The 23,794-nt window shown below is 43.3% G+C and carries 20 protein-coding genes; 13 read left to right on the forward strand and 7 right to left on the reverse strand.

Annotation, left to right across the window (positions count from 1 at the left end):
- The first annotated feature begins 139 nt into the window (after positions 1–139).
- From pheT to K429_RS0124075, 8 genes are all read left to right on the forward strand, one after another.
- Complete coding sequence (pheT, locus tag K429_RS0124040; protein WP_029328371.1) at positions 140–2,602, forward strand: phenylalanine--tRNA ligase subunit beta; 2,463 nt, start codon at positions 140–142, stop codon at positions 2,600–2,602.
- Between the two features lie 45 nt (positions 2,603–2,647).
- Positions 2,648–3,385, forward strand: coding sequence for a YebC/PmpR family DNA-binding transcriptional regulator (locus K429_RS0124045; RefSeq protein WP_007213739.1), 738 nt, complete (start codon positions 2,648–2,650; stop codon positions 3,383–3,385).
- Positions 3,385–3,630 carry a TIGR03905 family TSCPD domain-containing protein gene (locus K429_RS0124050; RefSeq protein ID WP_007213740.1) on the forward strand — a complete coding sequence of 82 codons (246 nt, stop codon included), beginning with the start codon at positions 3,385–3,387 and terminating at the stop codon, positions 3,628–3,630. Before K429_RS0124045 ends, K429_RS0124050 begins: the two co-directional genes overlap by 1 nt.
- A 131-nt stretch (positions 3,631–3,761) precedes the next feature.
- On the forward strand, positions 3,762–5,024 hold the full coding sequence (locus K429_RS0124055; protein WP_007213741.1) for an Nramp family divalent metal transporter: 1,263 nt from the start codon (positions 3,762–3,764) through the stop codon (positions 5,022–5,024).
- Entirely contained in the window at positions 5,021–5,605 is a 585-nt protein-coding gene (locus K429_RS0124060; protein WP_029328372.1) for a methylated-DNA--[protein]-cysteine S-methyltransferase, read from the forward strand. The genes K429_RS0124055 and K429_RS0124060 overlap by 4 nt, the downstream gene beginning before the upstream one ends.
- Before the next feature lie 19 nt (positions 5,606–5,624).
- Positions 5,625–6,389, forward strand: coding sequence for an exodeoxyribonuclease III (locus K429_RS0124065; RefSeq protein ID WP_007213743.1), 765 nt, complete (start codon positions 5,625–5,627; stop codon positions 6,387–6,389).
- Between the two features lie 14 nt (positions 6,390–6,403).
- Complete coding sequence (locus K429_RS0124070) at positions 6,404–6,865, forward strand: C-GCAxxG-C-C family protein (RefSeq protein ID WP_007217996.1); 462 nt, start codon at positions 6,404–6,406, stop codon at positions 6,863–6,865.
- Positions 6,866–7,076: 211 nt separating this feature from the next.
- Positions 7,077–7,277 (forward strand): winged helix-turn-helix domain-containing protein, encoded by a 201-nt coding sequence (locus K429_RS0124075; RefSeq protein ID WP_007213746.1) that lies wholly within the window; start codon positions 7,077–7,079, stop codon positions 7,275–7,277.
- 96 nt (positions 7,278–7,373) lie between these two features.
- On the opposite strand, the gene pdxH is transcribed toward K429_RS0124075, so the two are convergent.
- Positions 7,374–8,018, reverse strand: a complete 645-nt coding sequence (gene pdxH / locus K429_RS0124080; protein WP_029328373.1) for a pyridoxamine 5'-phosphate oxidase — start codon at positions 8,016–8,018, stop codon at positions 7,374–7,376.
- Between the two features lie 47 nt (positions 8,019–8,065).
- Complete coding sequence (locus K429_RS0124085) at positions 8,066–9,001, reverse strand: fimbrillin family protein (protein WP_022210366.1); 936 nt, start codon at positions 8,999–9,001, stop codon at positions 8,066–8,068.
- Positions 9,002–9,252: 251 nt separating this feature from the next.
- On the opposite strand from K429_RS0124085, the gene lepA reads away from it, so the two are divergent.
- The 5 genes from lepA to K429_RS0124110 all read left to right on the forward strand — a co-directional run bounded on the left by lepA (position 9,253) and on the right by K429_RS0124110 (position 16,166).
- On the forward strand, positions 9,253–11,034 hold the full coding sequence (gene lepA / locus K429_RS0124090; RefSeq protein WP_029328374.1) for a translation elongation factor 4: 1,782 nt from the start codon (positions 9,253–9,255) through the stop codon (positions 11,032–11,034).
- Positions 11,035–11,140: 106 nt separating this feature from the next.
- Positions 11,141–12,316 (forward strand): hypothetical protein, encoded by a 1,176-nt coding sequence (locus K429_RS0124095; RefSeq protein WP_029328375.1) that lies wholly within the window; start codon positions 11,141–11,143, stop codon positions 12,314–12,316.
- 53 nt (positions 12,317–12,369) lie between these two features.
- The gene (nhaA, locus tag K429_RS0124100) at positions 12,370–13,689 is read left to right on the forward strand and encodes a Na+/H+ antiporter NhaA (protein WP_029328376.1); all 1,320 of its coding nucleotides are present in this window, start codon (positions 12,370–12,372) and stop codon (positions 13,687–13,689) included.
- Between the two features lie 384 nt (positions 13,690–14,073).
- Positions 14,074–14,442, forward strand: coding sequence for a BlaI/MecI/CopY family transcriptional regulator (locus K429_RS0124105; protein WP_007213754.1), 369 nt, complete (start codon positions 14,074–14,076; stop codon positions 14,440–14,442).
- A 32-nt stretch (positions 14,443–14,474) separates the two neighbouring features.
- Positions 14,475–16,166, forward strand: coding sequence for a M56 family metallopeptidase (locus K429_RS0124110; RefSeq protein ID WP_029328377.1), 1,692 nt, complete (start codon positions 14,475–14,477; stop codon positions 16,164–16,166).
- 103 nt (positions 16,167–16,269) lie between these two features.
- Here K429_RS0124110 and xpt read toward each other — a convergent pair whose 3' ends face one another.
- Genes xpt through K429_RS0124135 form a run of 5 tightly spaced genes read right to left on the reverse strand, consistent with a single transcriptional unit; the run spans position 16,270 to position 23,773 of the window.
- Positions 16,270–16,836 (reverse strand): xanthine phosphoribosyltransferase, encoded by a 567-nt coding sequence (gene xpt / locus K429_RS0124115; protein WP_007213756.1) that lies wholly within the window; start codon positions 16,834–16,836, stop codon positions 16,270–16,272.
- Positions 16,837–16,862: 26 nt separating this feature from the next.
- Positions 16,863–18,212 carry a DNA recombination protein RmuC gene (gene rmuC / locus K429_RS0124120; protein ID WP_029328379.1) on the reverse strand — a complete coding sequence of 450 codons (1,350 nt, stop codon included), beginning with the start codon at positions 18,210–18,212 and terminating at the stop codon, positions 16,863–16,865.
- A 2-nt stretch (positions 18,213–18,214) separates the two neighbouring features.
- Positions 18,215–19,069: a type I methionyl aminopeptidase gene (map, locus tag K429_RS0124125; RefSeq protein WP_029328380.1), complete on the reverse strand. Its 855-nt coding sequence runs from the start codon at positions 19,067–19,069 to the stop codon at positions 18,215–18,217.
- Positions 19,070–19,113: 44 nt separating this feature from the next.
- Positions 19,114–22,533, reverse strand: a complete 3,420-nt coding sequence (locus K429_RS0124130; protein WP_029328381.1) for an AAA family ATPase — start codon at positions 22,531–22,533, stop codon at positions 19,114–19,116.
- 22 nt (positions 22,534–22,555) lie between these two features.
- Entirely contained in the window at positions 22,556–23,773 is a 1,218-nt protein-coding gene (locus K429_RS0124135; protein WP_029328382.1) for an exonuclease SbcCD subunit D, read from the reverse strand.
- Positions 23,774–23,794: the final 21 nt, after the last annotated feature.

The raw sequence follows: 23,794 nt of genomic DNA on the forward strand, positions 1-23,794 counted from the left end.
TTTAATATTGCAGCCGGAATTACTTTTTATCATGTAGTTTCGGCTGTTTTCATTATTTTCTTGATGGATAATTCCCTGTCATCCAAAAAAACTTTGTAATTTTGCGGGTCACTTTTGGAAACAATAAAAAATTAATGATATGAATATCTCTTATAATTGGTTGAAGGAGTATGTCGATTTCGATTTGACACCGGAAGAAGTTGCCGCTGCATTAACTTCTATTGGCTTGGAAACGGGAAGTGTAGAAGAAGTGCAAACGATTAAAGGAGGACTGGAAGGTCTCGTAATCGGTGAAGTGTTGACATGCATTCCTCATCCGAATTCAGACCACATGCACGTGACTACTGTGAATCTGGGACAGGGAGAACCTGTGCAGATCGTGTGCGGTGCACCGAATGTGGCTGCCGGTCAGAAAGTGGTAATTGCCACTTTGGGTGCAAAACTCTATGACGGAGATGAATGTTTTACGATTAAAAAATCAAAACTCCGTGGTGTTGAGTCCAATGGGATGATTTGCGCTGAAGATGAAATCGGTATTGGTACAGATCATGCAGGTATCATCGTGCTGCCGGCTGATGCAGTTCCGGGAACTCTTGCCAAAGATTATTATAATATCAAGAGCGACTATGTGCTGGAAGTGGATATCACTCCGAATCGTGCCGATGCTTGTTCTCACTATGGGGTAGCCCGTGACTTGTATGCTTATCTGGTGCAAAATAACAAACCGACTTCTCTGAAGAAACCGTCTGTAGATGCTTTTGCCGTTGAAAATCATGATCTGGATATCAATGTTACAGTTGAAAACAGTGAAGCTTGCCCTCGCTATGCCGGTGTAACGGTGAAGGGCGTAACAGTAAAAGAAAGTCCGGAATGGTTGCAGAATAAACTCCGTATCATCGGACTGCGTCCTATCAATAATGTAGTGGATATCACAAATTACATTGTTCATGCATTCGGCCAACCATTGCACTGCTTTGATGCAGATAAAATTAAAGGTGGCGAAGTAGTGGTGAAGACAATGCCGGAAGGTACTCCGTTTGTCACGTTGGATGGCGTGGAACGTAAATTATCTAATCGTGACCTGATGATTTGTGACACGGAAAAACCGATGTGTATTGCCGGTGTATTCGGTGGTCTGGATTCCGGTTCTACGGAAACTACCAAAGATGTCTTCATTGAAAGCGCTTATTTCCATCCGACATGGGTTCGTAAGACAGCTCGTCGTCATGGACTGAATACAGATGCTTCTTTCCGCTTTGAAAGAGGTATTGACCCCAATATCACTATTTACTGTTTGAAATTGGCTGCCATAATGGTGAAAGAACTGGCTGGCGGTACTGTTTCTTCTGAAGTAAAGGATATTTGTGCTGCTCCTGCTCAGGATTTCATCGTAGAGTTATCTTATGAGAAGGTGTACTCGTTGGTAGGTAAAGTGATTCCGGTGGAGACAATCAAGAGTATTGTTACCAGTCTGGAGATGAAAATAACCAATGAGACGGCAGAAGGATTGACTTTGGCGGTTCCCCCTTATCGTGTAGACGTGCAACGCGATTGTGATGTTATTGAAGATATCCTCCGTATTTATGGATATAATAATGTAGAAATACCGTCTACGCTGAAGTCTAGCTTGACTACGAAGGGCGAACATGATAAGTCTAACAAATTGCAGAATCTGGTAGCTGAACAGTTGGTAGGTTGTGGTTTCAATGAGATTCTGAATAACTCTCTGACACGTGCCGGCTATTATGAAGGTATGGAAACTTATCCTTCTAAAAACCTGGTAATGCTACTGAATCCGTTGAGTACAGACCTGAATGCCATGCGTCAGACTTTGTTGTTCGGTGGATTGGAAAGTATCTCTCACAATGCTAACCGTAAGAATGCCGACTTGAAATTCTTCGAATTCGGAAATTGCTATTATTTCAATGAAGAAAAGAAGAACCCCGAAAAGTCATTGGCAGCTTATACTGAGAATTATCATCTCGGGTTGTGGGTAACGGGTAAAAAAGTATCCAATTCATGGGCGCATGCTGATGAAGAAAGTTCTGTATATGAGTTGAAGGCTTACGTAGAGAACATTTTCCTGCGTTTAGGGTTGAATATGAGAAATCTGGTTGTAGGTAACCTGACGGATGATATTTATGCTGCTGCCTTGTCTGTACAGACTAAGGGCGGAAATCGTCTTGCTACATTCGGCATCGTAACGAAGAAGATTCTGAAAGCTTTCGACATTGACAATGAAGTATATTACGCTGACCTGAATTGGAAAGAGCTGATGAAAGCCATCCGTTCTGTAAAGATCAGCTATGCGGAAATTTCTAAATTCCCGGCTGTGAAGCGTGACCTTGCCTTGTTGGTTGACAAGAAGGTGCAGTTTGCCGAAATAGAGAAGATTGCTTATGAGACAGAGAAGAAATTGCTGAAAGATGTATCTCTCTTCGATGTTTATGAAGGTAAGAATCTGGAAGCCGGTAAAAAATCGTATGCAGTAAGCTTCTTGTTGCAGGATGAAAACCAGACACTGAACGATAAGATGATCGATAAGATCATGTCGAAACTCGTGAAGAATCTGGAAGATAAGTTGGATGCAAAACTTCGCTAATTGATAGTTAAACAATTAATAATTAAACATTAAAATATAATTCCAATGGGAAGAGCATTTGAATATAGAAAAGCTGCCAAATTGAAAAGATGGGGTCACATGGCAAAGACCTTTACAAGACTGGGTAAACAAATTGCTATTGCGGTAAAGGCTGGTGGTCCGGAACCGGAAAATAATCCGACTTTGCGTTCGGTTATCGCTACTTGTAAGCGTGAGAATATGCCGAAGGATAACATTGACCGTGCTATCAAGAATGCAATGGGTAAGGATCAGAGCGATTACAAAGGAATGACTTATGAAGGATACGGTCCTCACGGTATTGCTGTATTCGTAGATACGTTGACTGACAATACTACCCGTACAGTTGCCGATGTACGTTCCGTATTCAATAAGTTTGGCGGAAACTTGGGTACTATGGGATCATTAGCTTTCCTGTTCGACCATAAGTGTATGTTTACTTTCAAGAAGAAAGACGGCATAGATATGGAAGAACTCATTCTTGACCTGATTGACTACGATGTAGATGATGAGTTCGAAGAGGATGAAGAAGAAGGAACAATCACTATCTATGGCGATCCGAAGAGCTATGCAGCTATCCAGAAACATCTGGAAGAATGTGGTTTTGAGGATGTCGGTGGTGAATTTACTTATATTCCGAACGATACGAAAGAGGTGACTCCCGAGCAACGTGAAACTTTGGACAAGATGATAGAACGTCTCGAAGAGTTTGATGATGTGCAAACTGTTTATACCAACATGAAGCCGGAGGGTAGTGAAGAGTAATGAAGTATACTTATAAGACTCAAGGTACATGTAGTTCTCACATTGAATTGGAAATAGAAAATAATATAATAACGGATATTGCGTTTTGGGGAGGTTGTAACGGAAATTTGCAAGGTCTTTCCCGTCTGGTGAAAGGAATGTCGGTAAATGATGTGATTTCCCGTCTGGAAGGAGTACGTTGCGGAAGGCGTTCGACATCTTGTCCGGATCAGTTGTGCCGGGCGCTACATGAAATGGGATTCTAACTAAATCCCTGTACTTTAAAAAATATAGGTTGGCCCTCGGTGTTGTACAATGCCGGGGGCTTCTTTTTTGAACTGAAAGTGTGGCTCGCTTGTTATTATTTCGTAATTTTACGCCATTAAAAGAACGAACGATGAAAAATATTCTGAAAGACTTGAAACGCAGAGACCACAAGCGTTATTTAGGTGGTCTGGACGTTTTTAAATATATTGGTCCCGGGTTGCTTGTTACAGTTGGTTTTATTGATCCGGGAAACTGGGCTTCCAACTTTGCGGCGGGTTCCGAATTTGGGTATTCCCTGCTTTGGGTGGTAACTTTGTCAACGATCATGTTGATTGTATTGCAGCATAATGTGGCTCACTTGGGCATTGTTACAGGTTTGTGTTTATCTGAAGCAGCCACAAAATATACGCCAAAGTGGGTCTCACGTCCTATTTTGGGCACTGCGGTGTTGGCATCCATATCGACTTCCCTTGCCGAAATATTGGGAGGTGCAATTGCCTTGGAAATGCTTTTTGATATCCCTATTATATGGGGAGCTGTATTGACAACCGTCTTTGTCGTCATCATGCTTTTTACGAATTCGTATAAGAAGATAGAGCGTTCCATCATTGCCTTTGTTTCCGTTATCGGATTATCCTTTATTTATGAGTTGTTCCTGGTGAAGATTGACTGGCCGATGGCTGTGGAAGGATGGGTGACACCTGCTTTTCCGAAAGGGAGCATGCTGATTATTATGAGCGTGTTGGGAGCAGTGGTGATGCCGCATAACTTATTCCTGCATTCGGAGGTGATTCAGAGCCATGAATATAATAAGCAAGATGATAGTTCTATTCGTAAGGTTTTGAAGTATGAGTTGTTTGATACGCTCTTCTCTATGATTGTGGGATGGGCTATTAATAGTGCAATGATATTGCTGGCTGCTGCTACTTTCTTTAAGAGTGGTATTCAGGTTGAAGAGCTGCAACAGGCGAAGTCTTTGCTGGAGCCTTTGCTTGGAAACAGTGCCGCGGTTGTCTTTGCTCTGGCTTTGCTGATGGCGGGTATTTCATCTACCATTACAAGTGGCATGGCGGCGGGTTCTATCTTTGCCGGTATCTTCGGAGAATCCTATCACATCAAGGATAGTCACTCGCAGGTGGGTGTGATCCTTTCATTGGGTATCGCCTTGTTGCTGATATTCTTCATCGGCGATCCTTTTAAAGGACTGTTGATTTCGCAAATGGTGCTGAGTATACAGTTGCCTTTTACCGTTTTCCTGCAAGTCGGGTTGACATCTTCGCGTAAGGTAATGGGGCAGTATGTCAACAGTAAATGGAGCAGTTTCGTACTTTACGCTATTGCGGGTATCGTAACCGTCTTAAATATTATGTTATTAATATCTGAATTATCATGAAACAGGAACGTTTGAACAGTCGCTTTTTGAAAGTACTGCCCATGAGTGTAGAAGAATCTGGGAATGGAGGTCGCAATTTGAACATTGCCTACTCCTTTACTGAAACCCCTTTTGGGGAAATACTGATGGCTTCTACCTCTAAGGGAATCTGTTATCTGGCTTTTGTTACTGAAAGCCGGGATGCTGTATTGGATGAATTGAAGCATATCTTTCCGCATGCTGCCTACAGAGAGCACAGAGATGAACTTCAGCAAAAGACGGTTAATGCTGTCCTGTCTATAGATAAAGAGAATATTGATGTGTTGCCATTACATCTGAAAGGAACAGAATTTCAGCTGAGTGTATGGAAAGAGCTGCTGAATATTCCCTTGGGTGGTATTACCTCATACGGAAAAATTGCACAGAAATTGCAAAAGCCGAATGCTTGTCGTGCTGTTGGCTCTGCTGTGGGCGATAATCCTGTATCGGTACTTATACCCTGTCACCGGGTGTTGCGTACGGATGGTGGATTAGGAGGTTATCATTGGGGGTTGGAACGCAAAGTGAAACTTCTGGAATGGGAGAAAACTCTTAATAAATAAGATAAAAATAAACGATCATATGAAAATTATTACATATAATGTAAACGGGCTGCGTGCAGCTGTTAGTAAAGGTTTGCCGGAATGGCTGGAACAGGAACAAGCTGATGTGGTGTGCATTCAAGAAACTAAATTGCAGCCGGATCAATATCCGGAAGAAGCATTGAGTACATTGGGGTATAAGCATTATCTCTATTCTGCGCAGAAGAAGGGGTATAGCGGGGTAGCCATCTTGACTAAAAAAGAGCCGGACCATGTGGAATATGGCATGGGAATAGAAGAATATGATAATGAAGGCCGTTTTATCCGTGCCGATTTTGGCGATATATCTGTCGTAAGTGTTTATCATCCTTCAGGAACGAGTGGTGACGAACGCCAGGCATTTAAGATGGTGTGGTTGGAGAAGTTCCAGGAGTACGTGACGGAGCTGCGAAAATCACGTCCGAAACTTATACTTTGCGGAGATTATAATATCTGCCATGAACCGATAGATATTCATGATCCTATTCGTAACGCTACTAATAGTGGTTTCTTGCCCGAAGAACGGGAATGGATGACGCGTTTTCTGAATGCCGGCTTTATCGATACTTTCCGTTTGTTGCATCCCGAACAGCAGGAATATACGTGGTGGAGTTATCGTTTCAACTCCCGCGCAAAGAATAAAGGATGGCGTATTGATTATTGTATGGTGACCGAACCTGTTCGCCCGTTACTGAAAGAGGCGCGTATTCTGAATGATGCTGTACATTCTGATCATTGTCCCATGTTGTTGGATATAGAAGGCTAAAAAAGGATAGGGTAATGTTTGAAGAAAGAATAGAGAAAGCGGTAGAGTTTTTTAAGAGTGGTTATAATTGCTCCCAGTCTGTGGTGCTTGCTTTTGCCGACATGTATGGATTTACGCAAGAACAGGCGGCGCGTATGGCAGCTTCCTTCGGTGGAGGTATCGGTCGTATGCGTCAGACTTGTGGCGCTGCATGCGGTATGTTTCTGCTTGCCGGACTGGAAACCGGAGCGACTGATCCCAAAGATCGTGAAGGAAAAGGGGCCAATTATGCAGTAGTACAGGAATTGGCTGCCGAGTTTAAGAAACGGAACGGCTCTACAATTTGTGCTGAATTATTGGGGTTGAAGAAGCCGGAAGGAGTGTCTACTCCCGAAGAACGCACCGACCAATATTATGCTAAACGTCCGTGTGTCAGGATGGTGGAAGAAGCTGCCCGCATTTGGGCGGAATATCTTGAAAACAGACCGTCTATTTAATGTAAACAAACCATCAGTTTCGCTTGAATGAATCATTCTTTTTGGTCTGACCTGCTGAAAAAATGCTCTTTTTATGACATATAACATAAAAAAGCAGAGAATAATGTGTTATATAACATAAATATAACTATCTTTGCCGCTGAAATAAAATCTGAACCTCGCTAATGAGAGAATTTAGATTAAAGCATGTATAACTAAAAACAAAAGGAAAATGTTAAAAGAAAAAGCTGGTGAAACTGCAGGAAAAATTTGGAGTGCTCTGAATGAGACTGAAGGTTTAACTGCTAAACAAATCAAGAAAGCAACTAAGTTGGTAGACAAAGATTTGTTCTTGGGCCTTGGCTGGTTGCTGAGAGAAGACAAGATCTCTACTCAGGAAGTAGAAGGCGAACTGTTTGTTAAGTTGGTTTAAGAGAGAGATTGACATTTATCTTATAAAAAGAAGCGTTGATACATTTATATGTTATCAACGCTTCTTTTTATGTTCCAGTCCATTGACAAGGGATGTTTAAGGAGCCAGTCTTTCCTGTTTCCAGCTACCATCTTCCTGAATTATATACTGAATGCGGTCGTGCAGGCGGCTTTCCCGCCCCTGCCAGAATTCGAAGCGGGTAGGAGTTACGGCAAAACCACCCCAGTTGTCGGGACGTCTGATTTCATGTCCCGCCAGCTTGCAGACCTCTTTTACGAAAGCCCGCATAATCTCCATACGACTACTTATCACCCGGCTTTGCGGAGAAATCCTTGCACCTATCTTGCTTTTATAGGGTCTGCTGGAAAAGTAAGTATCTGACACTTGGTTGAGGCATTTTTCGGCTTTACCTTCAATGTGTACCTGTCTTTCCAATTTGTGCCATACAAAAGAGAGGGAAATATATGGGTTATCAGCCAATTGTTTTCCTTTTCGGCTTTCATAATTAGTAAAGAATATAAATTTGTTGTTTTCCACTCCTTTCAGCAAGACGGTGCGTGTAGAAGGATGTCCCTCGGCCGAGACAGTTGCTACTATCATAGCGGTGGGCTCGTCCGCATTGTGGGCAATAGCATCATTCAACCACTCTTCGAATTGCTCAAAAGGATTGTCATTGATGGTGCATTGTGTCAATTTGCCTCTGGTATACTCTTTTCTGATCTCAGATATTTTAGTTTCCATATTTTCTACTTTGTTGTTGTATTTGGAGGATGCAAGAGTGATCCTTATTATTTCTGTGTCGGATAAAGCGGGTTACCGGATTCATCTACTTCGGTCCAGTCTTTGATACTGACATTGGGGAACGATACGGAATTTCCGTCTATAATGGCACTGAAGACGTACGAAAATCCTCCTGCCAGTTTGCCCGGAATGGGAATGCCTACGGTATAGGTACGTGGAGTCGTTTCTCCGTCTGCCAATATCTGTAGCGTCAAAGACATAGGATTGGTAGCTTTTGTCGGTAGAACGATGGCCTGCGTGAGAAAACCATTTTTCCCCATAGTGAGCGGAGCAGTATCATAGGTGTAGGTGGATTCAATAATTCCAGTCTGTATATCGAGAGTGGCACCCGGAGTGGGAGGAAGTATACTTGCTGAAATCAGACTGTCCAGTTTTATACCGTCGCCGGCTGATAAGTCTACTACAACCTGGGTGGCTACATGCTGGAATACAATGGGCATGTGGATTTGTGAAGTTGTGACGTCTTGATCCAGATTTTCCCACCATAGATAGTCAATGCCATTCTTTAACGGAGCGGATATTCCATCTATCAGGTCTGGAGGATAAACGGAGGAGTTTTCAGAAAACGCATACATATTATATGATCCGTTACTCAAATACATTTTGTAGCCTTTCAATCCGGTCAATACACCTGCGGAAGCGGTTGAATACAAACCTTCGGCAAAAGGGTCATCGAAATTCCTGTCTGTAGTTTCAAAGGCATAAATCTGACTTACCAGACCTTTAGGCATGGGCGACATAGATCTGGTTACTTTACGACTTTCGAGTGAAGCGGAAAAGGTGATGAGTGCATCTTCTTTCTCCGAAGGCTGACTGTTGTCGGATTCATTGTTTTCGGGCGATGAGCCATAAATGATTATCTCATTCTTGGAGCATCCGGCCAATAATAGGAGGGAACACGCAAAAATAATAAATTTTTTCATTTCAGTTATGCAGTTTAGGTTATTATGCATACATAACAGTGGGATGATAGAATAGTTTTAGGATATATAGACATTTACGACCTCGGATATTGAATAAATCACTTTCAAAACCTCATATTTTTCATTATCTTTGCGCCCGCAAAAGGAGGCGAGCCCGTTGCGAGATATTACCATTTTGTTTTGCGACTGTACTACGAGTTATTCAGCCTCATTTTGTAATATACTTATTTATAGATAGATAATTGTAGAAAATGAAGAATATACGTAACTTTTGCATTATTGCCCACATTGATCATGGTAAGTCTACTTTAGCTGACCGTCTGCTTGAATTTACCAACACCATACAGGTGACCGGAGGACAGATGTTGGATGATATGGATCTGGAAAAAGAGAGAGGTATCACCATTAAGAGCCATGCTATTCAGATGGAGTATACGTACAAAGGCGAAAAGTATGTTCTGAATCTGATTGATACTCCGGGACACGTAGACTTTTCGTATGAGGTTTCCCGTTCTATTGCTGCTTGTGAAGGTGCATTACTGATTGTAGATGCTTCGCAAGGTGTACAGGCGCAAACGATTTCCAATCTTTATATGGCAATTGAGCATGATCTGGAAATTATTCCGGTCATCAATAAATGTGATATGGCGAGTGCCATGCCCGAAGAGGTGGAGGATGAAATCGTAGAGTTGCTTGGTTGCAAACGTAGTGAAATCATCCGTGCTTCCGGTAAGACTGGTATGGGCGTAGAAGAGATTCTGACTGCGGTTATTGAGCGTATTTCCCATCCTGAAGGGGACGAGGAAGCACCGTTGCAGGCTTTGATCTTCGACTCCGTATTCAATTCTTTCCGTGGTATCATCGCTTACTTCAAGATTGTGAACGGGGTGATCCGTAAGGGAGATAAGGTGAAATTCTTCAATACCGGTAAAGAATATGATGCCGATGAAGTCGGTGTACTTAAGATGGAGATGGTGGCGCGTCAGGAACTGCGTACAGGTGATGTGGGATACATTATTTCTGGTATCAAAACTTCTAAAGAGGTAAAAGTAGGAGATACGATTACTCACATTGCCCGCCCGTGTAAAGAAGCCATCGCAGGTTTCGAGGAAGTGAAGCCGATGGTTTTTGCCGGGGTATACCCCATTGAGGCGGAAGACTTTGAAGACTTGCGTTCCTCTTTGGAAAAGCTGCAATTGAACGATGCATCACTGACCTTCCAGCCTGAATCCTCGTTGGCGCTGGGCTTTGGATTCCGTTGCGGATTCCTGGGACTGTTGCACATGGAGATTGTGCAGGAACGCCTTGATCGTGAATTCGACATGAACGTGATAACTACTGTGCCGAACGTTTCTTATAATATTTACGACAAACAAGGTCATATGACAGAGGTGCATAACCCCGGAAGTATGCCCGATCCTACTTTGATAGACCGCATTGAAGAGCCTTATATTCGTGCTTCCGTTATCACAACTACCGATTATATCGGTCCCATCATGACTTTGTGTTTGGGCAAACGCGGTGAACTGGTGAAACAGGAATATATTTCGGGTAATCGTGTGGAAATCTATTATGATATGCCTTTGGGAGAAATTGTTATCGACTTTTATGATAAACTGAAAAGTATCTCGAAAGGATATGCCTCTTTTGATTATCATGCCAGTGGTTTCCGTCCATCCAAGTTAATAAAACTGGATATTTTGCTGAACGGCGAACCGGTGGACGCTCTTTCAACACTGACACATTTCGACAATGCGTATGATTTGGGACACCGTATGTGCGAGAAGCTGAAAGACCTGATTCCAAGACAGCAGTTTGATATTGCTATCCAAGCGGCTATCGGAGCTAAAATCATTTCTCGTGAGACGATTAAGGCGGTACGCAAAGACGTTACGGCAAAGTGTTACGGTGGTGACGTCAGTCGTAAGAGAAAGTTGCTGGAGAAGCAGAAAAGAGGAAAGAAACGTATGAAGCAGATTGGTAATGTTGAAGTGCCGCAGAAAGCGTTCCTTGCGGTGTTGAAATTAGATTAATATAAAAAAGCATAAAAGCTGATTCATATTAGTCCGGGGGATTGTTCTCTTTCTGTAGGACTGTCTTGACAATCCCCTTTGTTTTGAAAATTCTAACTAATAATAAATGAGAAAAGTTCTATCGTTTTCGGCCTTCCTGGTGGTAGGTCTCTTTATAGCGCAATATCTGCCTGCATGGTCAGGAAGTGATTATGGTACGGTGAAAACTGTATCTAATGTGTTACTATATATTTGTCTGGGATTCATTATGATCAATGTGGGACGTGAGTTTGAGGTGGACAAGTCCCGATGGCAAACGTATGCAAAAGATTATTTCGTTGCTATGGCTACGGCCGCCATGCCTTGGTTTCTGATTGCTATTTACTATATTTTTGTTTTACTTCCGCCGGAATACTGGAATAGTTGGGAGGCATGGAAAGAAAACTTGTTACTGAGTCGTTTTGCGGCTCCTACTTCCGCAGGTATATTATTCACTATGTTGGCTGCTATCGGACTAAAGTCCAGCTGGATCTACAAGAAGATTCAGGTGCTGGCCATCTTTGATGATTTGGATACCATCCTCTTGATGATTCCTTTGCAAATAATGATGATCGGACCTCGCTGGCAGTTGCTGGTAATTATCCTTATCGTCTTTCTGTTGCTTTCCTTCGGCTGGAAGAAACTGAGTAAATACAATATGCGGCAGGATTGGAAAGCCATTCTGTTTTATTCCGTTCTGGTGTTTGCCGCCACTCAATCGCTTTATCTTATTACAAAGAACTTATATGGAGAAGATGCCAGCATTCATATTGAGGTGTTGCTTCCGGCATTTGTTCTGGGTATGGTCATGAAACATAAGGATATTGATACAGTCTGGGAGCGTAAAGCTTCAACTGGAATTTCATTTATATTTATGTTTCTGGTGGGTATGAGTATGCCCCCGCTTTTGGGAATTAGTCTCCCCGGCGATATGGGATTGAACTCTATAACCGGTTCTCAGGAAATGATGCCTTGGGCATTGATTATTGTACATGTGGTTGTTGTATCATTACTTTCCAATGTCGGTAAGTTATTTCCGGTCTTCTTTTATCGCGATCGTAAATTGAGCGAACGTCTGGCACTTTCCATTGGTATGTTTACCCGTGGTGAGGTAGGAGCGGGAGTTATTTTTATTGCATTGGGCTATAATCTGGGTGGTCCGGCATTGGTAATTTCTGTACTTACTATTGTGCTTAATCTGATATTAACAGGTATATTTGTACTTTGGGTTAAAAAACTGGCGTTAATGAGCTATCAGGAATAGCTCTTTAACGGTACCGGAGAATCCTTTGGAAATCTAATATTGAAATTGAATATATGATTATTCTACGTACTGTGAAAAACTTTTCGTCATTGAATGTAGTGGCGAGTATCTTATTATTCTTGACAGCTATTCTGGCTGCACTTGTGGCTAATTCTTCGCTGTCTTTTGTGTATCAGGACTTTCTGTTGCAGGAACTGCATTTGCGTATTGGCGATTTTAACTTGCTTTCGCATGGTGGTCATAATCTGACCATGATTGAGTTTATCAATGACTGTCTGATGACGATTTTCTTTTTAGCTGTGGGGTTAGAGATAAAACGCGAGTTACTGGTAGGAGAGTTATCCTCTTTCAGGAAAGCTATTCTGCCGTTCATTGCAGCATGTGGAGGAATGATATTTCCGGTTTTGGTTTATTCTTTTCTGGTAACTCCCGGTACTCCTGAAACACAAGGCATGGCTATTCCTATGGCTACGGACATTGCCTTCTCATTGGGAGTGCTTAGTCTGCTGGGCAAGCGCGTACCGTTGAGTCTGAAGATTTTCCTGACTGCTTTTGCTGTGGTAGATGATATTGGTGGTATTCTGGTGATTGCCATTTTTTATAGCTCCGAGGTTGCTTACGGTTATTTGATTGTAGCTGCCATACTTTATGCATTCTTATATTATATGGGAAAGTTTGGTATGACACAGAAGATCTTCTTTCTTTTCTTTGGCATTATTATCTGGTATTTATTCCTGCAATCTGGCATCCACAGCACAATATCCGGTGTGATACTTGCATTTGTGATCCCCGCCCGTCCACGGCTGGATGCGGGTAAATATATCCGGCGTATCCGGGCTATTGTCAGTTCTTTCCCGGTGGTACAATCTGATAACATTGTATTGACAAACGAACAGATTGCTACATTAAAGCAAGTGGAGCGGGCTTCGGATCGTGTGATAAGTCCTTTACAATCTTTGGAGGATAACTTGCATGGAGCTGTGAATTTTGTCATTCTTCCTTTATTTGCTTTTGCCAATGCAGGAGTTGTTTTTAGCGGTGGCGGAGAAGTTATAGGAAATGTAGGTCTTGCTGTTGGCTTAGGTCTTCTTTTGGGTAAGTTTTTGGGAATTTATCTTTTCACCTGGCTGACTATTAAAAGCGGGCTTGCCCGTATGCCCGAAGGTATGAACTGGAAAAATATTGCAGGCGTGTCATTGCTGGGTGGCGTTGGATTTACGGTGTCATTGTTCATAGCCAACCTTTCTTTCTCTGATGCTTATCCGGAACTGCTGAACCAAGCTAAATTCGGTGTGTTGTGTGGTACTATTATTGCCGGAATACTGGGATATGTGGTACTGAACCAGGTATTGCCAAAGAAAAAGAAAGTATAAATAAGAGTATGAAACCTATCTTCGTATTACAAAAGAAGTTTCATTGCTTGAAACCATTAGTTCCAAGCGATGGAACTCTCAGTTTCAAGGCATGAAACTTTCAGTTCCAAACGGTGAAACTGTTGGTTTCAAATGATGAAACATCTTGTTTCTTATAATGAATTTACATTCAGGACTGAATGTATTTGATTTCTCTTCTGCTGCAAACAATCCTTGCCCTTATACTTCTTCTCTTTTTCTATATATAATAAGGTGTATTTACTATCTACTAATAATATTAGTTAAACTACTTCCTTTTTTAGTTGAACAACTAATAGTATTAGTTGTTTGTTTAAAACTAATTCCTATCTTTGCGTTGTTCACCCCAATAAACCTGAAAATATTATGAAACGATTAACTGCTAAAGAAGAGGAAATCATGCAAATGTTCTGGGAACATGGTCCGATGTTTGTTCGTGAATTGCTGGCTTTTTATGAAGAGCCGAAACCTCATTATAATACCGTATCTACCTTAGTTAGAGGATTAGAGGAAAAAGGCTTTGTGAAATACAAGGCTTATGGTAACACGTATCAGTACTATGCGGCTGTTTCCGATAAAGAATATAAGCGTTCTGCACTGAATGACGTAGTAGCCCAATACTATAATAACTCTTATACCAATGTTGTATCTACATTTATTGAAGAAGAGGGTATGTCGGTAGACGAGTTAAAAGCGTTGATAGCAGAGATCGAAAGTAAAAAGTCGAACAGATAGAAATAGAGTTATACCCGGCAAATAAATAGATCATGGGAACTATATTGTTTTATATATTTGAGTCTACCTTATGCCTGACAATCCTGTACTTTCTGTTCAGATTGTTTTTCAGGAAAGATACGCTGTTCCGTACGAACCGTTTTTTGTTGCTGGCAGGAACGATGGCATGTACGTTACTTCCATTGCTGCAAATAGATGTTCCTCAATATACAACCTTGCAGTTGCCAATAACTACTGTAAGACATTTATTGACTGAGAAGGAAATAGATGTTCAAAGAGAAGGAGGAACGGGTGAAAAGCATTTGTCTGAAGAAGCAAGTCTTTTGATGGCAGAGAAAGGGGAGGGTATAGAGGGAGATCGTACGAATGTGATTCATACTATTCCTGTGATCTGGCTGTTGGGCGGTTGTTATTTTATCGGGGCTTTGATAGTGCTTGCTTTCCTCTTGCTTTCTACCATCCGTATGCGTCGGCTTATCCGGAGCTATCCTGCCTGTAATTACGGGAAATACAAGCTGGTCATCTGTCCGGAGAAGATAGTCTCTTTCAGTTGGGGGCATACCATTGTCCTGTCACAGGAGGATTACGAACGGAACCCCGGAGAAATCCTGTTGCATGAGCAAATGCACCTGCAACATAGACATACATTGGATTTACTTTGGATGGAATGTATCGTTATATTCCATTGGTTCAATCCTGCCGCATGGCTCCTGATGCGTGAACTTCGTGAAGTGCATGAATATGAAGCCGATAATGGCGTTATTAATAATGGCATCGATGCAACAGAATATCAACTCTTGCTGGTGAAGAAGTCCGTGGGTGCAAGGCTCTACTCTATGGCTTGCGGGTTCAATCACAGCAAACTTAAAAATCGTATCACAATGATGTTAAAAAGAAGAACAAACAATTGGGCGCGTTTGAAGCTATTGCTTTTTGTGCCCGTAGCTGCCGGAACGCTTTATGCATTTGCGCGTCCGGAAGTTAAGAAGACAGTGGGGCAGGCGATAAACGCGTCTGCGAGTGTGAAACAAAATTCAGTTCAGGAGAGCGAGTTGCAACAGTTGGAGGCTTTCTTCACTCGTAAAGCGAACGATGCTATGGGCGGAAAGATGGAGTCTCAGACTGAGAAATCAACGGATCGTTTTTATAGTTTCTTTGTAAATATGAGAAATAAGATGATGCTGAATCAGGAATTGATTAAGGAATATGATGTGGAAACCTTATCAGCCCGTCTTAAGGATCTCTTGAGGAAAGAATATAGGAAAGTTGCAAATACGGATAAAAGGCAGGTTCCTGGTTTATTTGTGAGATATGACCGTGGTTCGTCATCCACCGCTATCACTTCTTACCTGCGCACCATAAAAGAGGCTTATCTACAAGTTCGTGGAGAAATTTCCGGAGAGTTAGGCGGAGTTTCCGAAGCTCGTTTAGATAGTTTGCTTCCTATATTCGTTTCTTTTGGAGAACCTAAGATTTACAGTTCTAAATATAAGACGGCTTCGGATATATTTTTACCCATAGAAGTATCTTTGTATCCGAAAGGGGGTACAAGCTCAGTGATAAAGAATCCTTCTCTTCAGGAATTGGAATTGAAGTTAAAGGATTACCAAACGGTTGCCAACAGCGATGGATTATCAGTGGGACTGAAGTTTGATAAAGATGTTACTATGGGAATCGTGGAAGATGTGAAAGAAGTTATTCGGACAACTTTATCCCATAAATAATGCTTTACTGAATAAAAATAGATACTCGGATTATAACGAAACAGCCGGCTTGTTGATTCATAAACAAGCCGGCTGTAAGTTTATAGATGTACGATAAATACTTTTACCTGATTTTAATTTCGCAATTGTCAAGGCTCTCAATAATCGCCAGAGACTCCACATGAATACCTTGCTCACGAAGTTCGTCACCTCCATGCTGAAAGGCTTTTTCTATGATGAAGCCCATGCCCACCAGTTCGGCTCCGGCCTGTTTCACAAGTTCCATGATGCCTTTGGCAGCATTTCCGTTGGCCAGGAAATCATCGATGAAAAGTACCCGGTCGCCCGGACGGAGAAAGTCTTTACTGACACATACATCATAGGAGCGTTGCTTGGTGAAAGAATAGACAGAAGTAACCAGCATGTTCTCCATAGTGCTCGGCTTTTTCTTTTTTGCGAAGACTACGGGTAATTCCAATAAATAACCTACCATAATGGCGGGAGCGATACCGCTGGCTTCTACCGTAATAATTTTGTTGATTGGGGTGGAGGCAAAACGTCTGACGAACTCCACACCGATGGATTTCATCAGGATAGGGTCCATCTGGTGGTTGATGAAGTTATCTACTTTCAGTATGCCTCCGGGGTAGCATCTTCCATCTTTCAGGATACGGTCTTTTAGGATTTTCATGTTTTATATATCTTAATTTGGATTCTCTATCTGTCCTGTCCACTTTCTTCCTCCTCCGTTTCCTCTTCTTTGGGTAGCAGTCTTGCTGATATTCGTTTTTTAGGAGTCAGACTCATATTACGCAGCAGTTCGGCCTGTCTTACCACACTGCCGTTGCCATCTGAAAGCTGGTTGTAAGCCTTGTCATAATCTCTTTGCAATCCACTCAGATTGTCACCGATGCGCAGGAATGTATCTGTAAATCCGGCAATCTTTTCGTAAAGTAATGTACCTCGTTTGATAATATCCTGCACATTCTTCACTTGATTTTCCCGTTTCCAGAGATCGAGGGAAAGGCGGAGCGCACTGATCAGATTGGTAGGACTCATCAATACCACCTTTTTATTATAGGCGTATTCCCATAGATTGGTATCCGCTTTGATAGCCGTCAGGTAGGCAGCTTCGGTAGGGATAAACATCATTACAAAGTCCGGTGCTTTTGCATCATAATGCGAATAATCCTTCTGGCTGAGTTCATCCACATGCGCCCGTACCGATTGCAGATGTGCTTTCAACCAGCGAGCCTCTTCCTCTTTGTTTTCGGCGGAATTGTAGGCGGCATAGGCAGTCAGGGATACCTTGGAGTCGATAATCATTTCCCGCTCATCCGGGTACCTGACAATAATATCCGGCTGCATTCTCTGACCGCTTTCTTCGTTGGTCAGCATTTCACCCTGTTCGTTTTTCAGGAATTCCTGGCGGAAGTAATGTTCGCCTTCTATCAGGCCGGAAGCTTGCAACAGACGTTCCAGTATCATTTCTCCCCAGTTGCCCTGTATCTTGGAGTCACCTTTTAGCGCACGGGTCAGGTTGTTGGCATCTTCGCTGATCCGGTTGTTCAGTTCTACCAAATCTTTGATGCGTTCTTCCAGCGAGAAACGTTGTTTCGACTCTTTGTCATATACTTGTTCTACCTTTTCCCGGAAATCTTTCAGGTTTTCCCCCAATGGGCGGAGTAAATTGCTGAGATGCTCCGAATTCAGCTTGGTGAAGTCTTCTGTCTTGCTTTTGAAAATGCGGTTGGAGAGATTCTCAAACTCCGTGCTCATGCGTTTGTGCAAGGCTTCCGCTTCTTCAGTTTGCAATTTCAGACGCTCTTCCCATTGCTTCTGCTGCTCTGCCAGTCTCAGATTGAAAGATTTTTCCTGCTCCGCCAGGCGCTCGGCTGTGATGGTTCTCTCACGTGCAATCCGTTCTTCTACCGTACGATTCAGCAGTTCTTCCCGTTCGCGGGTGGCTTGCAGTTGTGCGGACAACGCGGCACTTTTTCGTCCGGCTATCAGATACCCTACGCCGACACCTACTATAAGACCGATAATTAGAAAAACAATATCCATGCTTATTCAGTCAATATCTCGTTGCCGTTTTCGGTAATCAGAAGCATACTTTCCCATTGTGCCGAAGGCAGTCCGTCGTCTGTGCAGACGGTCCATCCGTCGGCTTCATCAATGAAGACTTCGTAAGTTCCCATATTGATCATCGGTTCGATGGTGAATGTCATTCCCGGAACGATAAGCATACCTGTACCGCGCTTGCCGAAGTGCTCAACGTCCGGTTCTTCATGGAACTTGATTCCTACGCCGTGTCCGCACAGGTCGCGTACTACACTGTATCCGTTTTTCTCCGCATGTTCCTGAATGGCTGCACCGACGTCTCCAAGCCGTGCCCACGGTTGTGCTGTCTGTACGCCAATGTCACGGCATTCCTTTGCCACCTGTACCAGGCGTTGCATTTCCGGCTTCACTTCTCCAATCATGTACATTCGTGACGCATCCGAGAAATATCCTTTATAAATGGTGGAAACGTCCACATTCACAATATCTCCGCTGCGCAGGAACTCTTTCGTGCTTGGGATGCCATGACATACCACGTCATTGATGCTTGTACATACACTTTTGGGAAAACCTTCGTACATGAAAGGGGCAGGTATTGCATCATGATCCGTTGTAAATTCATAAACCATGTGGTCAATTTCCGCAGTGGACATTCCTTCGCGGATGTTTGCAGAAATGTAATCCAGCAGTGCGGTGTTGATTTTGGCACTTTCGCGGATGCCCGCCAGTTGTTCTTCGGTGCGCAATAAGTGGCGCGACGGTAGTTTATAACCTTCCTTTTTATAGTGTTGAATCTTCGCTTCTACTTCGTCGGAATAGTTTTTAGGAGCAAACCGGACTCCTTTTATGAACTTCTTCATTGTCTTTTTCTATTAATAGTTGCTACAAAAGTACATAATAAAATTCATAGTGTCCTCACTGTTGTGATTTCACTTCTCGAATTATCAATTCGCTTCACCTGTATCTGGGTCTTGATCCGCTCGCGCAGTCCTTCTACATGGCTGATGATACCCACTTTTTTGCCGCCCATCTGGTGCAGTTTCTCCAGTGTGTCCATTACTGTGTTCAGATAATCACTGCTCAGAGTTCCGAATCCTTCATCAATGAACAATGTATCTACAGACAGGCTATGCCGGCTGAGTGAAGACAAACCGAGTGCCAATGACAGAGAAACCAGGAAACTCTCTCCGCCGGACAGTGTACAGGCCGGACGTGCCGTACCTCCCTGATATAAATCGCGCAGCAGAATGGTGAGTGAACCTGCCTGACATTCCAATTCGTAACGTTCGGTCAGGCGTTGCAGGTAGAAGTTTGCTCCATTGAGCAATTCTTTCAGTACGAAGCTCTGGGCAATATTTCGGAAATTCGTTCCTTTCTCGTCACCAAAGTGATGGCAAAGGCGGTCCCATTTCAGATAAACCTCCCGTAATTCGTCTGCACGTTTCTTCTCATCTTTGATCCGGGCAATGTTTTTCGCATTCTCTTCCAATTGGATTTTCAGTCGTAAGAGGGTCTGATTGCCTGCTGTGATCTTTTCATCCAAAGCAGTGATAAGACTATCCAGACTTTCAAGGTTTTCTTCTTCTTCCATTTCCGGCTTCTTACTTTGGTGTTCTTCCAGTTGGCCGGTTGTAAGTCTGAAGGCTGTCTGTGCTGCCACTTCTTCTTCTCTAAGCCTCTGCTGTCCGCTACGCAGAGATTCTATTTGTTCGTTGGAGTAGGAGGAAAGAGCGATGAGGCGTGCTTCGTCCATATCCGGGTGTGTGGTATAGAATGCTGTCAGGCTGGCTTGTAGCTCATCGAGATTCTTCCGGACAGACAGGATGTTCTGTTTTAGTCCGCCGACTTCAGAATTCAGCGTATTCCACGCCATTCCCAGATTCTTGATTTCCATTTTTTCCTTTGCCGTAAGATACCTCCATTCAGGGAAAGCCGTACAGATCAGTTCTTGTGTGGCGGATATGCTGCTCAGTTCTTTATCGATGAGGGCGATGGCAGTTTTTAATTCCGCCTGTCTGTTCTGTGCAAGTTTATAATGCTCTGCGGATTTCTGTAGGCGTTCGATAAAAGCGGTAGGGGAGGTCTGCCACTCCGTTTGCCACCCTTCCCAAAGAATCAGTGGACTGACGCGTTCCAGCGTAGTACGAACAATCTCTTTTTCACTTTCCGCCAGTGAATGTTTATTGGTGATATCGTTTTTCAGCTTTGTCAGATTCTTGTCGGCGGTGTCCAATGCATTCCGGGCGGCTTCCACAGCTTTCTGGTGATTATCCTTCAGATGTTGCAGCCTGGAAATATGGTTGGAGAGGGTTTGTATTTCATTTAGTTTGGCATTGACATTCTCCAGATTCAGTTTATTCTCCTGAAATAACTTTTCCAGTATTTCTTTGGTATTGTCGGAGATGCTTGGGATAGAACACCGACCGCATTGCTCTTCTGCTTCCGTTCGGGCAAGATCATGACCTTTTCGGGTCTTTTCTGTTGCCAGGCGGCTGTTCGCTATCATATTCTCGTAAGTTTTGACCTCTGCCCGGTTGCTGTTTAATGCTTGTTCCGCTTCCTTGTATTCTTTCTCTTTTGCTTCCAGCGACTGCCGGATAGGGGCAAGCATCGACTGAAAATCTTCGTTCTTGCTGAGCACCTCTATCTTCTGGCCGCATACCGGACACATATCTCCTATGGACAGACGGGCACGGGCTTCTTTGGCCCATTCCTCCACAGCTTCTTTTTGTTTGTCATAAAGCTCTTTGAGGTCATCGTACGCCTTCTTTTGAGTGTCGAATTCGTTTTTAAGTTTCCCGTTCCGGTTCTTGCCGGCTTGCAGATTGGTTTCCAGTGATTTCTCGTTTTCCTCTGCTGTGGCCAAAGCTGTCTTTTTATCTTCCAGTACTATTAGGGCGTTTTGAGCTTTCTGCAAATTCTCTTTGATAGTCTCCAATGTACTTTTCTTTTCTTGCAAGGCACTCCGGTTCATGGAATCAAGCTGTGCGTTCAGTTGGTTTATTTCCTGTTGCCTGATCTGATTCTCTTTGCTTTTCAGATTGAAGTCATTCTCCTTATTTGTGCGTTCTTGCTCTTGGGCAGGTTGCTGCCGTACCAATTCCACTATCTGCTTTTCGTAAATGGAGATGCGGGAATGTGAGGAGAGCACGGCATTCAAATCGGTGACGATAGACTGGCTCTGCTCGAACATGGGCAGGAACGGTGCATGGGTTTGCAGATATTCTTCAGCAAGAATTAGTTTTGCCTGTTGCTCTTTCATATTCTCCTTCAGCCAAACGCAGCCACTACTGAGGCGGATGAAATTCTGCTTCAAGCTTTCGGTTTGTTCGGCATTGATTTCTTGTTGCCACTGCTGCTGTTTGAAAGAGGAGAGCCAATTGCGGGCATCCGCAGTGTGATTCCAATCCTTTATCAGTAGTTCTTTCTGCCGGAAGTCATCCGATTGTAACTGTTCTTTTTTCACTTCCCAGATTCTCTGTTGACTTTCTTGAGTAAGGGTGAGTTCAGTATTTCTTTTCAGCCAGTCACGTTTCAGTGCTGCTATGTTCTTTTGCCCGGTATTTCCGTTGATTTCGCTACTTAATGCAGCCATTGTTTCGTTAATTCCGGTCATTTCTTCTTCAGTCAGCAAATGGATTCCTTCCAGTTTCCGGTTCTGATTCTCATAGTCTACGCGCTTTTCTTTCGTTATGGCATAAATTCCTGCACCTATTTCAGAATAAATTCCGGTACCTGTCAGTTTCTCCAGGATGTCCGATTTCTCACTTTCTTTGCTCTGAAGAAACTTAGTGAAATCTCCTTGAGCTAATAGGGTGGTGCGGCAGAATTGCTCGAAGTTCAACCCTACGGCTTCTTGTATTTCCGCTTTGATTTCGTTTCTCTTGGTGAGTTGGAGATTGGTTTTGCAGTTTTCCAGCGTCCATTTAGTGTCTTGAATGGCACCGGATGCTTTCCGATGTGCGCGGGCTACGTACCATTTGGCGATGTAAGGTATTTCGTTTGATCCGATAAATTCCAGTTCTGTCCAAGCTTCACTGGTATTTCGTCGCATCAGTTGGCGGCTGTCGTTTATAGCCACATCTTCCTTTTTAGAAGAAAACGTTTGCCCTACATCCCGGTACTTTTCATTTGCTGTGCGTTCCATGCGGGGCGTTTCATTATAGAGTGCCAGGCAAATGGCATCGAGTAATGTTGTTTTGCCGGCGCCTGTTTCACCACAGATCAGGAACAGGGATTCTTCACTTAAGGGGCCGTTCTCAAAATCAATGACGGCATCTTCTATCGAGGCCAGATTCTTTATAGTCAGTTTTTGAAGTTTCATAGTTCACCACAGATTACACGGATTAGCGCAGATTATTCTTTTCTCTCACTTTCTGTACGACACTGCTCATCAGTTCACAGAGTTCCTCGTCCATCTCTTCTCCTTCTGCCTCCTGATAATAAAGTCTGGCTATTTCCAGTGGAGACATTTCCTGCATTTCCTGGATGGAGATGTGCCGGGCTATGTAGTCTGAAGTTTGTTTTTCACGGTTGGATTTGATATAGCAGTATTTACAGCTTTTTCCTCTTACGGCATTCGATGCCCGTTCATTGCAGTCGGGTGCCAGATAGTCTTTTATCAGAACATTCAGGCGGATATAAGCCGGTTTATCGTCCGGATATTCTTCCAGTAACTTTATGGCTTCTTCAAAGACTACCGGTTCCTTGGGGAGGGTGACGAGTGGTATTGGATTTTCTATTTCTATTGTCCTTATCTGTGGCGCTTCCCGTCCTTTTAATTCGACGATAGATACGGAGTGTGGATAAGCTTCGTCGAAACTGACGGGTAGGGGGGTACCGCAATAGCGTGCATGCCGTCCGTTTCCTTTGATGTTCTGCGGACAATGAATGTGTCCGAGTGCCAGATAATCGTATCCTTCGCCCATGGAACTGATGGGGACGTATTCTATTCCACCCACGGTTTCGTCATGTCCCGTCCGGTCGCTGCCTTCTATGGAGAGGTGTGCCATTAATACAACGGGCAATCCTCCCGTGTTCATTTTTCCTACTTCGTCCAGCAATGCCTGGAAGAAACGTGCTTGCCGTTCTTCGCGTGGCGTTTCAGTGTCCAGCATCGGGAAATTCTGTGGATAGACGTGGGGGACGGCAATGATATATCCTTTCAGTGCTGCTGCTTCATCTATTACTTCCACGATATGTTTTTCCAGATTCACTTCTTCCCGGGTACGTTCGATGTTTCCCACGACTTTCACACCAAAATGGTTCCATAGACTGCTGTCTATTTCCAGTTTAGAACTGCTGTCGTGGTTTCCGGCAGTTACCACAATTGTCATTCCGGGACATGCCCTGTGAATTTCGAGCATACCATCCGTGTACATCTTTTGTGTGGCTGCCGATGGGGTGGAGTAGTGATAGATGTCTCCGCTCACTACCATTGCATCCGGCATTTCTTCTGCTACGATGCGGGTTAGTTGTTGCAAAAATGCTTGTTGCTCGTGGCTACGGTCATAATTATATAATGTATGTCCCAGGTGCCAGTCGCTGGTATGAAGTATTTTCATTGATAATATTGTTTTATGCTT

This window comes from Bacteroides sp. 14(A) (assembly GCF_000526555.1).
In the GTDB taxonomy this organism is placed as follows: domain Bacteria; phylum Bacteroidota; class Bacteroidia; order Bacteroidales; family Bacteroidaceae; genus Bacteroides; species Bacteroides cellulosilyticus.

What these genes read in the sequence shown, in the direction of transcription:
- pheT (WP_029328371.1), top strand. Translation starts at nt 140, where the DNA reads ATGAATATCTCTTATAATTGGTTGAAGGAGTATGTCGATTTCGATTTG.
- K429_RS0124045 (WP_007213739.1), top strand. Translation starts at nt 2,648, where the DNA reads ATGGGAAGAGCATTTGAATATAGAAAAGCTGCCAAATTGAAAAGATGG.
- K429_RS0124050 (WP_007213740.1), top strand. Translation starts at nt 3,385, where the DNA reads ATGAAGTATACTTATAAGACTCAAGGTACATGTAGTTCTCACATTGAA.
- K429_RS0124055 (WP_007213741.1), top strand. Translation starts at nt 3,762, where the DNA reads ATGAAAAATATTCTGAAAGACTTGAAACGCAGAGACCACAAGCGTTAT.
- K429_RS0124060 (WP_029328372.1), top strand. Translation starts at nt 5,021, where the DNA reads ATGAAACAGGAACGTTTGAACAGTCGCTTTTTGAAAGTACTGCCCATG.
- K429_RS0124065 (WP_007213743.1), top strand. Translation starts at nt 5,625, where the DNA reads ATGAAAATTATTACATATAATGTAAACGGGCTGCGTGCAGCTGTTAGT.
- K429_RS0124070 (WP_007217996.1), top strand. Translation starts at nt 6,404, where the DNA reads ATGTTTGAAGAAAGAATAGAGAAAGCGGTAGAGTTTTTTAAGAGTGGT.
- K429_RS0124075 (WP_007213746.1), top strand. Translation starts at nt 7,077, where the DNA reads ATGTTAAAAGAAAAAGCTGGTGAAACTGCAGGAAAAATTTGGAGTGCT.
- pdxH (WP_029328373.1), bottom strand. Translation starts at nt 8,018, where the DNA reads ATGGAAACTAAAATATCTGAGATCAGAAAAGAGTATACCAGAGGCAAA.
- K429_RS0124085 (WP_022210366.1), bottom strand. Translation starts at nt 9,001, where the DNA reads ATGAAAAAATTTATTATTTTTGCGTGTTCCCTCCTATTATTGGCCGGA.
- lepA (WP_029328374.1), top strand. Translation starts at nt 9,253, where the DNA reads ATGAAGAATATACGTAACTTTTGCATTATTGCCCACATTGATCATGGT.
- K429_RS0124095 (WP_029328375.1), top strand. Translation starts at nt 11,141, where the DNA reads ATGAGAAAAGTTCTATCGTTTTCGGCCTTCCTGGTGGTAGGTCTCTTT.
- nhaA (WP_029328376.1), top strand. Translation starts at nt 12,370, where the DNA reads ATGATTATTCTACGTACTGTGAAAAACTTTTCGTCATTGAATGTAGTG.
- K429_RS0124105 (WP_007213754.1), top strand. Translation starts at nt 14,074, where the DNA reads ATGAAACGATTAACTGCTAAAGAAGAGGAAATCATGCAAATGTTCTGG.
- K429_RS0124110 (WP_029328377.1), top strand. Translation starts at nt 14,475, where the DNA reads ATGGGAACTATATTGTTTTATATATTTGAGTCTACCTTATGCCTGACA.
- xpt (WP_007213756.1), bottom strand. Translation starts at nt 16,836, where the DNA reads ATGAAAATCCTAAAAGACCGTATCCTGAAAGATGGAAGATGCTACCCC.
- rmuC (WP_029328379.1), bottom strand. Translation starts at nt 18,212, where the DNA reads ATGGATATTGTTTTTCTAATTATCGGTCTTATAGTAGGTGTCGGCGTA.
- map (WP_029328380.1), bottom strand. Translation starts at nt 19,069, where the DNA reads ATGAAGAAGTTCATAAAAGGAGTCCGGTTTGCTCCTAAAAACTATTCC.
- K429_RS0124130 (WP_029328381.1), bottom strand. Translation starts at nt 22,533, where the DNA reads ATGAAACTTCAAAAACTGACTATAAAGAATCTGGCCTCGATAGAAGAT.
- K429_RS0124135 (WP_029328382.1), bottom strand. Translation starts at nt 23,773, where the DNA reads ATGAAAATACTTCATACCAGCGACTGGCACCTGGGACATACATTATAT.